This is a genomic window from Streptomyces sp. 2A115 (assembly GCF_052245575.1).
GTDB lineage: Bacteria > Actinomycetota > Actinomycetes > Streptomycetales > Streptomycetaceae > Streptomyces.
In genome coordinates this window covers 108,878-122,656 of record NZ_JBQQCG010000029.1, presented here as the reverse complement: position 1 = coordinate 122,656, position 13,779 = coordinate 108,878, and the positions used below count along the sequence as shown (strand labels likewise).

Below are 13,779 nucleotides of genomic sequence, written 5' to 3'. Positions count from 1 at the left end.
CAGTGCCCGCTGCTGTACCGGTTCCGCGTGATCGACAAGCTGCCCGAGAAGCCGAGCGAGGCGGCCACGCGCGGCACTCTGGTGCACGCGGTCCTGGAGCGGCTCTTCGACGCACCGGCCGCCGAGCGGACCGCGCCGCGCGCGAAGTCGCTGATCCCCGGCCAGTGGGACCGGTTGCGCGAGGCGAAGCCGGAGCTGACCGAGCTGTTCGCGGACTCCGACGAGCAGGCCGCGGGCGAGCGGCTGGCGCGTTGGCTCGGCGAGGCCGAGCAGTTGGTCGAGCGCTGGTTCACGCTGGAGGACCCGACCCGTCTCGAACCGGCCGAGCGCGAGCTGTTCGTGGAGGCCCGGCTCGACTCGGGCCTGAAGCTGCGCGGCATCATCGACCGGGTCGACGTGGCACCGACCGGCGAGGTGCGGATCGTCGACTACAAGACGGGCAAGGCCCCGCGTCCCGAGTACGCGGAGGGCGCCCTGTTCCAGATGAAGTTCTACGCGCTGGTGGTGTGGCGGCTGAAGCAGGTGGTCCCGCGCCGGCTCCAGCTCGTCTATCTGGGCAGCGGCGACGTGCTCACGTACGACCCGGTGGTCGCCGACCTGGAGCGCGTCGAGCGCAAGCTGCACTCGCTGTGGGACGCGATCCGCCTCGCGACCGAGACCGGCGACTGGCGGCCGCGGCCCACCAAACTCTGCGGCTGGTGCGACCACCAAGCGGTATGTCCGGAATTCGGCGGCACTCCCCCGCCTTATCCGCTCCCGGTGAGGGCGCCCGAGTCGGGCGGTGCCCAGCAGGGCAGAATGGGGCCGGACTAGCGAAGGAGACTTACGTGGCCATCCGCGTCCTACTGGTCGACGACCAGCCGCTGCTGCGTACCGGCTTCCGGATGATCCTGGAGGCGGAGCAGGACCTTGCGGTCGTCGGCGAGGCCGGAGACGGTCTCCAGGCACTCGATCAGGTACGTGCCCTGCAGCCCGATGTGGTTCTGATGGACATCCGCATGCCGCGGATGGACGGGGTCGAGGCGACCCGTCAGATCACCGGCCCCGGCCGGGACGGACCGGCGAAGGTGTTGGTCCTGACCACCTTCGACCTCGACGAGTACGTGGTGGAGGCGCTGCGGGCCGGCGCCAGCGGCTTCCTCCTCAAGGACGCACCGGCCAACGAGCTGGTGCAGGCCATCCGCGTGGTGGCGTCCGGTGAGGCCATGCTCGCGCCCAGCATCACCCGTCGGCTCCTCGACAAGTACGCGAGCCATCTGCCCTCGGGCGACGAGCCCGTGCCGGACACCCTGCACACGCTCACCGAGCGCGAGGTCGAGGTACTGAAGCTGGTGGCCCGAGGGTTGTCGAACGCGGAGATCGCGGCCGACCTGTTCGTCAGCGAGACCACGGTCAAGACACACGTGGGGCACGTCCTCACCAAGCTGGGGCTGCGCGACCGCGTGCAGGCCGCGGTGTACGCGTACGAGAGCGGTCTGGTGCGCCCCGGCGCACAGTGACCGTCCGCCCGCCCGCGCGGCAGCCGTGACCGGCCGTCCGCACACGGGAGATGAGAAGGGCCGCCCCCTCCAGCGAGGGGGCGGCCCTTTCGTCGTACGGCGGAGAAGCGGGGGCGGGACGGTGGAGAACTACTTCGCGGTACGGCGGAGAAGTACGTGAGGTCGATCAGTTCTTGCTGATCGACCAGAACCGGAACACGGTCGACGCGTCGAGGCAGTTCTCGAGGCCGTACACGTTCCCGCGGACCACCGCGTACTGCTTGGCCTGCCAGACCGGGATGACCGGGATCTCCTGGGCGACGATGTTCTGGAGCTCGCCGTACTGCCCGTCGGTCGACGAGCGCTCGCTCTGGGCGGCGGTCTCGGGGATGAGCTGCCCGGTGACCGTGGTGTTCGTGTAGTTGTTGCCCAGCACGTTGCCCTTGCCGAAGAACGGTTCGGTGAAGTTGCTCGGATCCGGGTAGTCCGGCACCCAGCCCTTCACGTACACGCCGTACTCGCCCGCCTCGATGTCCTTCTCGTACTGCTCGTAGGCGACGGACTTCACGGTCGCTTCGAACAGGCCGCTGGCGTTGAGCTGTTCGGCTATCGCCCTGAACTCCTGGTCGGTGGCCGGTCCGTAGCGGGTCGGCGTCGACCAGAGGGTCAGCTCCACCTTGTCGGTGATGCCGTCGGCGAGCAGCGCGGCCTCGGCCTTGGCGCGCGAGGGGCGGGCCCCGTAGGTGTTGAAGAACGCCGTGTTGTGGCCCGTGATGCCGGCCGGGATGATCGAGTACAGCGGGGTCGCCGTGTTCTCGTACACCTTGCTCATCAGGGCGTCGCGGTCGAGCAGATAGGCGATGGCCTTGCGGACGCCCAGCTTCCCGGCCACCGGGTCCTCCATGTTGAAGACGAGGTGCTGCACTTCGGCGCTGGACCCCTCGACGACATCGATGTCCTGGCTGCCGGAGGTGTCCTTCTCGATGTCCGCGATGTCCTCGGCGGCGAGGCCTCGGTAGGCGACGTCGACCTTCTTGCCGAGGATGGCCTTCTTCAGGCCGGGCTGGTCGCCGTGGAAGAACTTGAGGGTCACGCCGGAGTTCTGCGTCTTGGCGTTGCCCTCGTAGTTGTCGTTGACCGAGAAGACGGCCTCGTCCTTGCTGAACGAGTCGAGCTCGTACGGGCCCGAGCCGACGGCCTTGCCGTCCTCGCGCAGCGTGTCCGCCGGGTACTCGCGGTGGTTCACGATCGAGCCGGCGCCGGAGGCGATCTTGCTCGGGAAGGTGGCGTCGGAGTCCTTCAGCCTGAAGACGACCGTCTTCGCGTCCGGGGTCTCCACCTTGTCCAGCATGGGGAACATGATCGCGGGCCCGGCGGCGTCGTCGATCTTCATCATGCGGTCGAAGGAGAACTTGACGTCTTTGGAGGTCAGGTCGTCACCGTTGCTGAACGTCAGACCGTCGCGCAGGGTGCACTGGTAGACCTTTGTCTCCACGTCCGTGAAGGTGCACTCCTTGGCGGCCTCCGGCTCCGGCTCGGTGCCGCCCTTGGGAAAGCTCAGCAGGGACTGGAAGACGTTGTTGAACAGGAGCCAGGAGCCCGGGTCGTAGCCGGAGGCGGGATCGGTGGCCAGGACGTCGTCGGTCATCCCCACGACGACGGCGGAGCCGCTCCCCCCGGAGTCGCCCGTCTCCGAGCCGCATCCGGTCAGCAAGCCGGCGGACAGTCCCGCCATGGCCGGCAGGACAGTCCACTTGGTGCGCATATTCACTTACGTGTGCCTTGTCGTTGGTCTCGAGTCAGGTCGGTCGCGTTCACAGGGGCGGTCAGCCGCTCAGAGTCCGCGGCCGAGCTCCCACAGCTGAAGGGTCGCGGACGAGTTGAGCGCGTACTCGACGCCGGTGATGTCGTCCCGTGCGGCGATGTACTGCTTGCCCTGCCACAGCGGCAAAACCGGCACGTCCTCGGCGACGATGCGCTGGATCTGTTCGATGCTCCTCGACGCGGTGAGCCGGTCGGCCTCGCGGCGGGACTCCGGGATCAGGGTGTCGCGGATCCTGGGGTTCGCGTAGGGCGAGCCGATGGTGTTGTCCTTGTCGAGGAACGGCGCGAGGTAGTTGTCGGCGTCGGGGAAGTCCGGGAACCAGCCCATGCCGTAGACCTCGTAGTCGCCCTTCTGCTCGTTCGGGCGGAACGTCTTCCACTTCTCGCCCTTGATTGTGACGTCGAACAGGCCGCTGCCGTTCAGCTGCTCCTTGAGGAGCTCGAACTCCTCCTTGGTGGCCGGGCCGTAGTGGTCGTCCGTGTAATGCAGCGTCAGCTTCACCGGCGTGGTGACGTTCGCCTTGGACAGCAGGGTCTCGGCCTTGGCGGCGTCCGGTTCGCCGTACTTGTTGAAGAACGAGTTGGCGTGCCCCGTGACGGTGGCCGGCACCATGGAGTACAGCGGGTCGGCGCCGGAGCCGTACACCTTGGAGGTGAGCTCGCCACGGTTGATGACCTGCGCCATCGCCTGGCGGACCGCCTTGGTCTTCACCGACGGGTCGTTGGTGTTGAAGCCGAGGTAGCGGATCTCCAGGCCGGGCTGCTCTATCAGGTCGACGTCGGTCGAGTCGTCGCTCTGGATCTTCTTGATCTGCGCGGGCGAAATGGTGCGGGTCATCATGTCGATGTCGCCCTTGCCGAGCGCGGCGCCCATGGCGTCGCTGCTCTCGAAGGAGCGCAGTTCGACCTTGTCGTTCTTCACCTCCGATGTCCCCTGGTAATTGGGGTTCTTGGTGAAGACCGCATTGACGATCTCGTCGTTCTTGACCTCGGCCTTGAGGGTGTACGGGCCGGAGCCGCTCACGTCGAAGCCGCCGCGCAGCTTGTTCTTGTCGTAGTTGTCGGGGTTGACGATGCCCGCGACCGGCGTGGACAGCTTGAACGGGAAGGTGGCGTCCGAGGTGTTGAGGTGGAAGACCACCACTTGGTCGCCCTCCGTCTCCACGGTGTCGACGGTGGACAGCAGCGCGAACACACCGCTGTCGGCCTTGAGACGCATCGCGCGATCGATGGAGAACTTCACATCGGCCGCGGTCACCGCGTCGCCGTTCGAGAACTTGAGGCCCTTGCGCAGGGTGCACTCGTACCGCTCGTTGCCCGTGTCGGTGAAACGGCATCTCTCGGCGGCCTCCGGCTGGGGGTCGCCGCCGCCGTTGGGCACGGCCATCAGCGTCTGGACCGTCTGCCGCAGGATGTTCCAGGTGCCGACGTCGTACGCGAACGCCGGGTCCAGCGGAGCCGGATCCTTCTTGGAGGCGGTGAACCGGTCGGTGGTGCCGACGACGATGGCGTCGCCACTGTCACTCCCGCTGTCGGACCCACCGCACGCGGCGAGCACCGGGGCGAGCAGGCCTATAACGGTCGGCAGCACCAAAGTCTTACGGTTCATGCTCGAAGTTCTCCAGAGCTGTCGAGCCGTGAACCCGACAGGCTGGGGTGTTGCGGGCGGGGTCACGGGGGATGCGGCGATGGTCTCGCAATGAGATTAGTCCGCACCAGCAGGAGGGTTCACAGCTACCGGAGTTGACGCCCCATCACGCTGCGAAACCGGCTGTGGACGCACCGAAAACCCGAGAGTGGAAGGATTAGTGCAGCATTCCACGAAAGGGGACACAAGGGCACACCAGTCACCCCCTGAAAGGGGGGTTGGAGGCGCACAGAACCCCCCTTGTCGACCCTCGTTAAGTGGTGAACGTCACACGCCCAACAAGGTTGGGGGATAGCGGAATTCAGCCATCCGGCGCGATCGAATAACTCAGGTGCGGTGACCACGGAGTAATTCGGCATTCCGCATTCACCGTGGGTGAACGCTTAGTGCTTTTCCGTCATCAGGCCCCGGAGAAAAGGCAGATCGACCTGTTCGAGAGAGGGCACGACGGTGCGCCGGGCGGCCGGGGTGATCGGTGCCACGGAGGGTACGGCCACCACATGGCAGCCCGCGGCCTCGGCGGACGCGATCCCCGTCGCGGTGTCCTCGATGACCACACACCTGGCCGGCTCCGCGCCGAGGCCGCCTGCCGCGAGCAGATACGGGTCGGGGTGCGGCTTGGTGCGCTCGACCTCGTCCCCCGCGATGGTCAGGGCGAAGTTCCGCGGGCCGAGCGAGGTCAGGACCCGGTCGATGATGCGCCGGTGCGAGGCGGAGACCAGGGCCGTGGGAATCCGGTGCTTGGTGAGCTCGGCGAGGAGTCTCTGAGCGCCCGGCATCAGCGGCAGGGCGCGGCCGATACGGTCCTCGAACCCGTCGTTCAACAGCACGGTGAGCTCGGCGAGGGTGATGTCCGCGCCGGTCGCCTCGATGAGGAAGCCCGCACTGCGGGTCATGGGGCCGCCGACCACCACATGGCGCCAGGAGTCGTCGAGCGTGTGACCGAGGCGCGCGAACACCTCGACCTCGGCGTCCCACCAGAAGCCCTCGGTGTCCACCAGGGTTCCGTCCATGTCGAGGAGCACGGCCTGCAGGGCGGAGCCTTCGGCCGTACGGGTACCGAATGCGGGGACCGTACTGGTCATCTAGGCACACCTCCATGAGGGACGAGAAGGCCGGCCCCCAGAAGGGAACCGGCCTGCACTGGACCGACCAGTGTACGGCTCTCGGCGATGAAGTGCCTTGTTTAAAGGTGGCGCGTGAGGGCACTCTCACACCCCGGCCCCGGCGCGCTCAGGCGCGCGCCGAGAACCCTTGGTGTGGGGTGAAGTCTGTGCGTTCGTACAGCCGAAAATCCGTCAGCGGGCGTTGAAGTACTTCGCCTCCGGGTGGTGGATGACGATGGCGTCGGTGGACTGCTCCGGGTGGAGCTGGAACTCCTCGGAGAGGTGGACGCCGATCCGCTCGGGCTCCAGGAGCCGGGCGATCTTGGCGCGGTCCTCCAGGTCCGGGCAGGCGCCGTAGCCGAGCGAGAAGCGGGCGCCGCGGTACTTGAGCGCGAACATGTCCTCGACGTCGGCGGGGTCCTCGGCGGCGAAGCCGAGCTCGGAGCGGACGCGGGCGTGCCAGTACTCGGCGAGAGCCTCGGCCAACTGCACGGACAGGCCGTGCAGTTCGAGGTAGTCGCGGTAGGCGTTGGCCTCGAAGAGCTTGGCCGTCTCCTCGCCGATCCGGGAGCCCACGGTGACGACCTGCAGACCGACGACGTCCGTCTCGCCGGACTCCTCGGGCCGGAAGAAGTCGGCCAGGCAGAGCCTGCGGCCGCGGCGCTGACGCGGGAAGGTGAAGCGGGTGCGCTCGTTGCCCTGCTCGTCCAGGAGGATCAGGTCGTCGTCCTTGGACACGCACGGGAAGTAGCCGTAGACCACGGCCGCTTCGAGGAGGTTGCCGGTCTGGAGCTGGTCCAGCAGCCCGCGCAGCCGCGGCCGGCCCTCGCTCTCCACCAGCTCCTCATAGGTCGGCCCGTCGCCGGTGCGCGCCTGCTTGAGGCCCCACTGGCCCTTGAACAGCGCGCCCTCGTCGAGCCAGGACGCGTACTCCTTGAGCTGGATGCCCTTGATGACGCGGGTGCCCCAGAACGGCGGCTGGGGGACGGGGTTGTCGGTGGCGACGTCGGAGCGGACCGCGCCTTCCTCCGGGCGTTCCTCCACAACGGTCTGGGCGGTGGCCCTGACCCGGCGCTGCTTCAGCTCGGGCAGGGACGCTCCCGGCACGCCCCGCTTGACCCCGATCAGAGCGTCCATCAGGCGCAGGCCCTCGAACGCGTCGCGGGCGTAGCGGACTTCGCCCTCGTAGATCTCGTGCAGGTCCTGCTCGACGTACGCCCGGGTCAGGGCCGCGCCGCCGAGGATCACCGGGTAGTCGGCGGCCAGCTTGCGCTGGTTGAGCTCCTGAAGGTTCTCCTTCATGATCACCGTGGACTTGACCAGCAGGCCGGACATGCCGATGACGTCGGCGCGGTTCTCCTGGGCGGCCTCCAGGATGGCGGAGACGGGCTGCTTGATGCCCAGGTTGACGACGGTGTAGCCGTTGTTGGACAGGATGATGTCGACGAGGTTCTTGCCGATGTCGTGGACGTCGCCGCGGACGGTGGCCAGCACGATGGTGCCCTTGCCCTCGTCGTCGGTCTTCTCCATGTGCGGCTCCAGGTAGGCCACCGCGGTCTTCATGACCTCGGCGGACTGGAGCACGAACGGCAGCTGCATCTGGCCGGATCCGAACAGTTCACCGACGACCTTCATGCCGTCCAGCAGCGTCTCGTTGACGATGTCCAGGGCGGGCCGCTCCTGCAGGGCCTCGTCGAGGTCGGCCTCCAGGCCGTTCTTCTCGCCGTCGATGATGCGCCGCTTGAGCCGCTCGTTCAGGGGCAGCGCGGCCAGCTCCTCGGCCCTGCCCGCCTTCAGCGACTTGGTGGTGGCGCCCTCGAACAGCGCCATCAGCTTCTGCAGCGGGTCGTAGCCCTCCGCGCGCCGGTCGTAGATCAGGTCCAGGGCGGTGGTGACCTGCTCCTCGTCGAAACGGGCGATCGGCAGGATCTTGGAGGCGTGCACGATCGCCGAGTCCAGGCCCGCCTTGACGCACTCGTCGAGGAAGACCGAGTTGAGCAGGACCCGCGCGGCCGGGTTGAGGCCGAAGGAGATGTTCGACAGGCCCAGCGTGGTCTGCACGTCCGGGTGACGCCGCTTCAGCTCCCGGATCGCCCCGATGGTGGCGATGCCGTCCTTGCGGGACTCCTCCTGGCCGGTACAGATGGTGAAGGTGAGGGTGTCGATGAGGATGTCCGACTCGTGGATGCCCCAGTTCCCCGTCAGGTCCTCGATCAGCCGCTCGGCGATGGCCACCTTGTGCTCGACGGTCCGGGCCTGGCCCTCCTCGTCGATGGTCAGCGCGATCAGCGCGGCGCCGTGCTCCTGAGCCAGCTTCGTGACCTTCGCGAAGCGCGACTCGGGGCCGTCGCCGTCCTCGTAGTTGACCGAGTTGATGACCGCACGCCCGCCGAGCTTCTCCAGCCCGGCCCGCAGCACATCGACCTCGGTGGAGTCGAGGACGATCGGCAGCGTGGAGGCGGTGGCGAACCGGCCGGCGAGTTCCTTCATGTCGGCGACGCCGTCGCGGCCCACGTAGTCCACGCACAGGTCGAGCATGTGCGCGCCCTCGCGGATCTGGTCGCGGGCCATCTCCACACAGTCGTCCCAGCGGCCCTCCAGCATGGCCTCGCGGAACTTCTTCGAGCCGTTGGCGTTGGTGCGCTCACCGATCGCCATGTACGCGGTGTCCTGACGGAACGGCACCGTCTGGTAGAGCGAGGCGGCACCCGGCTCGGGCTGCGGACTGCGGTCGGTCGGCGTCATGTCCCGTACCCGCTCGACGACCTGGCGCAGGTGCTCGGGGGTCGAGCCGCAGCAGCCACCGACCAGGGAGAGGCCGTAATCGCGTACGAAGGTCTCCTGGGCGTCGGCCATCTCGGGCGCCGTCAGCGGGAAGTACGCGCCGTCCTTGGTCAGTACGGGCAGGCCCGCGTTCGGCATGCACATCAGCGGCGTACGCGAGTGACGGGCCAGATAGCGCAGGTGCTCACTCATCTCGGCCGGGCCGGTCGAGCAGTTCAGGCCGATCAGGTCGATACCGAGCGGCTCCAGGGCGGTCAGAGCGGCACCGATCTCCGAGCCGAGCAGCATGACGCCCGTGGTCTCGAAGGCCAGCGAGCAGATCAGCGGCACGTTCACGCCCAGGGCATCCATGGCCCGGCGCGCGCCGATCAGGCTGCTCTTGGTCTGCAGCAGGTCCTGGGTGGTCTCCACGATCAGGGCGTCCGCGCCACCGGCGAGCAGGCCCTCGGCGTTCTGCTGGTAACCATCGCGCAGGACGTCGTATCCGATGTGGCCCAGCGACGGCAGCTTGGTGCCCGGCCCGATCGAGCCCAGCACCCAGCGCTGGCGACCGTCCCTGGCGCCGAACTCGTCGGCGACCTCGCGGGCGATCCGGGCACCCGCCTCGGACAGCTCGACAATCCGGTCGGCGATCTCGTACTCGCTCGCCGCCGAGTGGTTCGAGCCGAAGGTGTTCGTCTCGACGCAGTCGACACCGACGGAGAAATACTCCTCGTGCACGGAGCGCACGATGTCGGGACGCGTGACGTTGAGGATCTCGTTGCAGCCTTCGAGATCCTGGAAGTCCTCCAGCGTCGGATCCTGGGCCTGGAGCATGGTGCCCATCGCGCCGTCGGCCACCACGACACGGGTGGCGAGGGCCTGGCGGAGTGCGTCGGTGCGCTTTCGGCTCTCGGCGAGCTCGGACGAAAGGGACGGGTTCGGCAACGAGGCCATGGAAGATGCTCCCTGGAGTGCGACGGCTGTCGGCTTTGCCCTTCTCATGGAAGGCGCACGCCGCAAGGGTAGCCCGGAGCGGCCCCGGACGGTCAGTGCGTCCACGGGACGGGACACGCGATTCGTACGCGATTCGTATACGGCCTCCGTGGGGACGCGGCTTCGACCGGCATCCGGCACCGGTCCCTGATACCGGTTTCGGCACCGGTGGGATGCGACTGCGACTCATCACGGCCATCCATTGGCGGGAGGTCGGCCGGGGCGGGTAGTGTTCGACATTGCCGAACGGTGGCAGCGAAGCGCCGACCGACGGTCCAAGGGGACGGAGGGCAGGACGGCGATGGCACGGAACATCCAGTCGCTCGAACGGGCGGCCGCGATGCTGCGGCTGCTCGCGGGCGGCGAGCGACGGCTCGGCCTGTCGGACATCGCCTCGTCGCTGGGCCTCGCCAAGGGCACGGCCCACGGCATCCTGCGCACGCTGCAGCAGGAGGGCTTCGTCGAGCAGGACACGGCCTCCGGGCGCTATCAGCTGGGCGCGGAGCTGCTGCGCCTGGGCACCACGTATCTCGACGTGCACGAGCTGCGGGCGCGCGCCCTGGTGTGGACGGACGACCTGGCCCGGTCCAGCGGCGAGAGCGTCTACCTGGGAGTGCTGCACCAGCAGGGCGTACTGATCGTGCACCACGTGTTCCGGCCCGACGACAGCCGGCAGGTGCTGGAGGTCGGGGCCATGCAGCCGCTGCACTCCACCGCACTGGGCAAGGTACTCGCGGCGTACGACCCGGTGGCGCACAGCGAGGTCCTGGAGGCCGAGCGCAAGGAGTTCACGGCGCGCACGGTGTGCGAGCCGGACGCGTTCGAGGGCGTCCTCGACATCACCCGCGCGCGCGGGTACGCGGCCGACGTCGAGGAGACCTGGACAGGAGTCGCCTCGGTGGCCGCGCCCATCCACAACCAGCGGCGGATGCCGGTCGGCGCGGTGGGCGTCACCGGGGCCGTGGAGCGCGTCTGCAAGAACGGCGAGCTGCGCCCCGAGCTGATCGCGGCGGTTCGGGACTGCGCCCGCGCGGTGTCCCGGGATCTGGGCGCCGGACGGTTCTGAGCGGCCTTGGCAGGCCGCGCACGCGGCGGAGCCGCACATCGACACAGCATCACCGTTCTTCCAGCGGAGCGCTCAGCAGTCCGAAAAGGGCCGGTACGTCGACGACGCACCGGCCTTTCGCATGTCTCGGCGACCACGGGACGCACCTGCTCACACGCTGCGCGGCCGCCCCAAGATCGATGGCCGTCGGCAGTCAATAACGATCGTGTTTTCGACAACAGAAGCCTTGACGAGCTGGTAACGGCAGGGCGAGACTCGCGTCCATCGGTCGGCATTGTCGAACACCTACCGGCAATACGCGCTAGAGTGTGGCAACGCCAAGGGCCGGCATCGCTCTCACCGTCGAGAGCGACGGACCACCGGAGGGACCCGGGGTTCGGCTTCCCCTGGACGAAGGACAAAGGAGTCGCGGGTGTCCAGCTCCGACATCTTCATCGGCGAGACCATCGGTACCGCCATACTCATCCTGCTCGGCGCCGGTGTCTGCGCCGCCGTCACGCTGAAGGCCTCCAAGGCGCGCAACGCCGGGTGGCTCGCCATCTCATTCGGGTGGGGCTTCGCAGTACTCACCGCCGTCTACACCACGGCGCCCCTCTCCGGCGCCCACCTGAACCCGGCCGTCACCCTCGCGATCGCGATCAAGGACGACGACTGGAGCAACGTCCTGACCTACTGGTCGGCCCAGCTCCTCGGCGCCATGATCGGCGCGGCGCTCACGTGGATCGCGTACTACGGGCAGTTCCACGCGCACCTCACCGACCGCGAGATCGTCGGCGGTCCGGGCGCGCAGGACACCAAGTCCGTGGAAGCGCGGGAGGCCCAGGCGGGCCCGGTGCTCGGCATCTTCTCCACAGGTCCTGAGATCCGGATCGCGTGGCAGAACCTCGCCACGGAGATCATCGGCACGGTGGTGCTGGTGCTCGCCATCCTCACGCAGGGGCTGAACGACAGCGGCAAGGGTCTCGGCACCCTTGGTGCGCTGATCACCGCCCTCGTGGTCGTCAGCATCGGCCTCTCGCTCGGTGGTCCGACGGGATACGCGATCAACCCGGCCCGTGACCTCGGCCCGCGCATCGTGCACGCCCTGCTGCCCCTGCCCAACAAGGGTGGTTCCGACTGGAGCTACGCCTGGATCCCGGTCGCCGGTCCGCTGATCGGCGGAGCGATCGCCGCAGGCATCTACAACGTCGCTTTTGCTTAGAGCCGTACGTCCGCTCGGAGCCGTAAGTCCGCCCAGTGCGGTACATCGGCTCGGAGCCGAGAGCAATACGCCGTAAGCCAGCCCCTTATCCACGGACACCCACGGACCTTCAGGAGCACACCGTGACCGACGCGCACACCGCCGGAACGCATTCCCACGGCGCGGGACCCTTCATCGCCGCCATCGACCAGGGCACCACGTCCAGCCGCTGCATCGTCTTCGACCGGGACGGCCGCATCGTCTCCGTCGACCAGAAGGAGCACGAGCAGATCTTCCCGAAGCCGGGCTGGGTCGAGCACAACGCCACCGAGATCTGGACCAACGTCCAGGAAGTCGTCGCCAGCGCCATCGAGAAGGCCGGCATCACCCGCGACGACATCAAGGCCATCGGCATCACCAACCAGCGCGAGACCACGCTGCTCTGGGACAAGAACACCGGTGAGCCCGTCCACAACGCCATCGTCTGGCAGGACACCCGCACCGACGCACTGTGCAAGGAGCTCGGCCGCAACGTCGGCCAGGACCGCTTCCGCCGCGAGACCGGCCTCCCGCTGGCCTCCTACTTCGCCGGCCCGAAGGCCCGCTGGCTGCTGGACAACGTCGAGGGCCTGCGCGAGCGCGCCGAGGCCGGCGACATCCTCTTCGGGACCATGGACTCCTGGGTCATCTGGAACCTGACGGGCGGTGTCAACGGCGGCCGGCACGTCACCGACGTGACCAACGCCTCCCGCACCCTCCTCATGAACCTGCACTCCATGCAGTGGGACGAGAAGATCGCCGAGTCCATCGGCGTCCCGCTGGCGATGCTCCCCGAGATCCGCTCATCCGCCGAGGTGTACGGCGAGGTCACCGGCGGCAAGCTGGGCGACCTGCTCGGCGGCATCCCGGTCGCCTCGGCGCTCGGCGACCAGCAGGCGGCACTGTTCGGCCAGACCTGTTTCGCCGAGGGCGAGGCCAAGTCCACGTACGGCACCGGCACATTCATGCTGATGAACACCGGCGACAAGGTCATCAACTCGTACAGCGGCCTGCTGACCACCGTCGGATATCAGATCGGCGACCAGAAGCCGGTCTACGCCCTGGAAGGCTCGATCGCCGTCACCGGCGCGCTGGTGCAGTGGATGCGCGACCAGATGGGCCTGATCAAGTCCGCCGCCGAGATCGAGACGCTCGCGTCGTCGGTCGACGACAACGGCGGCGCGTACTTCGTCCCGGCGTTCTCCGGTCTGTTCGCCCCGTACTGGCGCCCGGACGCCCGCGGTGTGATCACCGGTCTGACCCGGTACGTCACCAAGGCGCACATCGCGCGTGCCGTCCTGGAGGCCACCGCCTGGCAGACCCGTGAGATCAGCGACGCCATGACGAAGGACTCCGGCGTCGAGCTCACGGCCCTCAAGGTCGACGGCGGCATGACCTCCAACAACCTGCTGATGCAGACCCTGGCCGACGTCCTGGACGCCCCCGTGGTGCGCCCGATGGTCGCCGAGACCACCTGCCTCGGCGCCGCCTACGCCGCCGGTCTCGCCGTGGGCTTCTGGACCAACACCGAAGACCTGCGCGCCAACTGGCGCCGGGCCGCCGAGTGGACCCCCAACATGGCCGCGGAGACCCGCGACCGTGAGTACAAGAGCTGGCTCAAGGCCGTCGAGCGGTCCATGGGCTGGCTCGATGAGAACTCTGACGAGGAGTAAGACGCA

The 13,779-nt window shown here is 68.1% G+C and carries 9 protein-coding genes; 5 read left to right on the top strand and 4 right to left on the bottom strand.

The window, feature by feature from the left end; all coding sequences use genetic code 11:
- A partial coding sequence (locus ACTWQR_RS25115) for a RecB family exonuclease (protein WP_443229412.1) occupies positions 1-813 on the top strand: 813 nt, incomplete at its 5' end.
- A gap of 14 nt (positions 814-827) precedes the next feature.
- The gene (locus tag ACTWQR_RS25110; RefSeq protein ID WP_362077735.1) at positions 828-1,499 is read left to right on the top strand and encodes a response regulator transcription factor; all 672 of its coding nucleotides are present in this window, start codon (positions 828-830) and stop codon (positions 1,497-1,499) included.
- A 166-nt stretch (positions 1,500-1,665) separates the two neighbouring features.
- Here ACTWQR_RS25110 and ACTWQR_RS25105 read toward each other — a convergent pair whose 3' ends face one another.
- The 4 genes from ACTWQR_RS25105 to metH all read right to left on the bottom strand — a co-directional run bounded on the left by ACTWQR_RS25105 (position 1,666) and on the right by metH (position 9,776).
- Positions 1,666-3,249, bottom strand: a complete 1,584-nt coding sequence (locus ACTWQR_RS25105; RefSeq protein WP_443229411.1) for an ABC transporter substrate-binding protein — start codon at positions 3,247-3,249, stop codon at positions 1,666-1,668.
- A gap of 63 nt (positions 3,250-3,312) precedes the next feature.
- Positions 3,313-4,911 carry an ABC transporter substrate-binding protein gene (locus ACTWQR_RS25100; RefSeq protein WP_443229410.1) on the bottom strand — a complete coding sequence of 533 codons (1,599 nt, stop codon included), beginning with the start codon at positions 4,909-4,911 and terminating at the stop codon, positions 3,313-3,315.
- 422 nt (positions 4,912-5,333) lie between these two features.
- Positions 5,334-6,035, bottom strand: coding sequence for an HAD family hydrolase (locus ACTWQR_RS25095; protein WP_443229409.1), 702 nt, complete (start codon positions 6,033-6,035; stop codon positions 5,334-5,336).
- A gap of 213 nt (positions 6,036-6,248) precedes the next feature.
- Positions 6,249-9,776, bottom strand: a complete 3,528-nt coding sequence (gene metH, locus ACTWQR_RS25090; protein ID WP_443229408.1) for a methionine synthase — start codon at positions 9,774-9,776, stop codon at positions 6,249-6,251.
- Between the two features lie 340 nt (positions 9,777-10,116).
- On the opposite strand from metH, the gene ACTWQR_RS25085 reads away from it, so the two are divergent.
- From ACTWQR_RS25085 to glpK, 3 genes are all read left to right on the top strand, one after another.
- A complete protein-coding gene (locus ACTWQR_RS25085) occupies positions 10,117-10,881 on the top strand; it encodes an IclR family transcriptional regulator (RefSeq protein ID WP_443229407.1) in 765 nt (254 codons plus the stop codon).
- 412 nt (positions 10,882-11,293) lie between these two features.
- Positions 11,294-12,082: an MIP/aquaporin family protein gene (locus ACTWQR_RS25080; RefSeq protein ID WP_443229406.1), complete on the top strand. Its 789-nt coding sequence runs from the start codon at positions 11,294-11,296 to the stop codon at positions 12,080-12,082.
- Positions 12,083-12,204: 122 nt separating this feature from the next.
- On the top strand, positions 12,205-13,773 hold the full coding sequence (gene glpK / locus ACTWQR_RS25075) for a glycerol kinase GlpK (protein WP_443229405.1): 1,569 nt from the start codon (positions 12,205-12,207) through the stop codon (positions 13,771-13,773).
- Positions 13,774-13,779: the final 6 nt, after the last annotated feature.

Bases quoted from the DNA above. Each gene is read 5' to 3' on its own strand.
- metH (WP_443229408.1), bottom strand. From the start codon at position 9,776: ATGGCCTCGTTGCCGAACCCGTCCCTTTCGTCCGAGCTCGCCGAGAGC.
- ACTWQR_RS25085 (WP_443229407.1), top strand. From the start codon at position 10,117: ATGGCACGGAACATCCAGTCGCTCGAACGGGCGGCCGCGATGCTGCGG.
- ACTWQR_RS25100 (WP_443229410.1), bottom strand. From the start codon at position 4,911: ATGAACCGTAAGACTTTGGTGCTGCCGACCGTTATAGGCCTGCTCGCC.
- ACTWQR_RS25095 (WP_443229409.1), bottom strand. From the start codon at position 6,035: ATGACCAGTACGGTCCCCGCATTCGGTACCCGTACGGCCGAAGGCTCC.